Source organism: Rhodovulum sp. DZ06 (assembly GCF_050586345.1).
Lineage (GTDB): Bacteria > Pseudomonadota > Alphaproteobacteria > Rhodobacterales > Rhodobacteraceae > JBOCEF01.
Genome location: NZ_JBOCEF010000107.1, coordinates 1 through 934, shown reverse-complemented (window position 1 = coordinate 934; position 934 = coordinate 1). Strand labels below are relative to the sequence as shown.

Sequence of the window (934 nt, the reverse complement as noted above, 5' to 3'; positions counted from 1 at the left end):
AGAGCCGAACCCGAAAAGAGTTGAGCGATCTCAGCAGGTTGTGATTCCGTCCGTTTGCGAGACGAGATGGAGCCCACGATGGCCTGGACTGAGACCGCTCGCCGGGATCATGCCCGGCGAAGGCGGGGGTATTCAAGCGATCTGACTGAACGGGAATGGCGGTTGGTCGCGCCGCTGCTGCCAGCGCCCCGCCGCCTGGGCCGCCCCCGCACGACGGACCTGCGGGCGGTGGTGAACGCGATCCAGTACATCGCGTCCACGGGCTGCCAGAGGAACCAGCTTCCGCGCGACTTTCCGCCCTTCACCACCGCGCAGCGGTACTTCTACGACTGGCGTGACGGCGGTCTGCTGCGGGCGATCAACCACGTGCTTGTCATGGCGGCGCGCGAACTGGAGGGGCGCGAGCCCAGCCCGAGTGCAGGCGTGATCGACAGCCAGAGCGTCAAAACGACCGAAAGCGGCGGCCCACGCGGCTTCGACGCGGGTAAGCGCGTGAACGGCCGCAAGCGCCGCATCGCCACCGACGCTCTGGGCCTGATGGTCGGCGCCGTGGTCCATCCCGCCGACGTGCAGGACCGCGACGGCGCCCCGCTGGTCCTGCGCTCGATCCGCCATGCCTGGCCATGGCTGCGGCACGTCTTCGCCGACGGCGGCTATGCCGGTCCAAAGCTGCGCGAGGCCATGCAGGGCCACGGCGACTGGAGCATCGAGATCATCAAGCGGTCCGACACGGCATCCGGTTTCGAGGTGCTGCCGCGCCGATGGGTGATAGAGCGCACCTTCGCCTGGCTGCGCCGCTCGCGCCGCCTCGCCAAGGACTGGGAGGCATCAACGGCCAGCTCCGAAGCGTGGCTTCTCGTTGCCCATATCCGCATTCTTGTCAGACGCTTGGCTCGCTTCCACGCCCCGCCCATCGAATTATGAGTCGGGCTCT

1 protein-coding gene is annotated in these 934 nt (G+C 67.8%); it reads left to right on the top strand.

Going from position 1 to position 934, the window contains the following annotated elements:
• Positions 1-78 precede the first annotated feature (78 nt).
• Positions 79-924, top strand: a complete 846-nt coding sequence (locus ACQ5SO_RS21340) for an IS5 family transposase (RefSeq protein ID WP_430943671.1) — start codon at positions 79-81, stop codon at positions 922-924.
• Positions 925-934: the final 10 nt, after the last annotated feature.

Bases quoted from the DNA above. Each gene is read 5' to 3' on its own strand.
- ACQ5SO_RS21340 (WP_430943671.1), top strand. From the start codon at position 79: ATGGCCTGGACTGAGACCGCTCGCCGGGATCATGCCCGGCGAAGGCGG.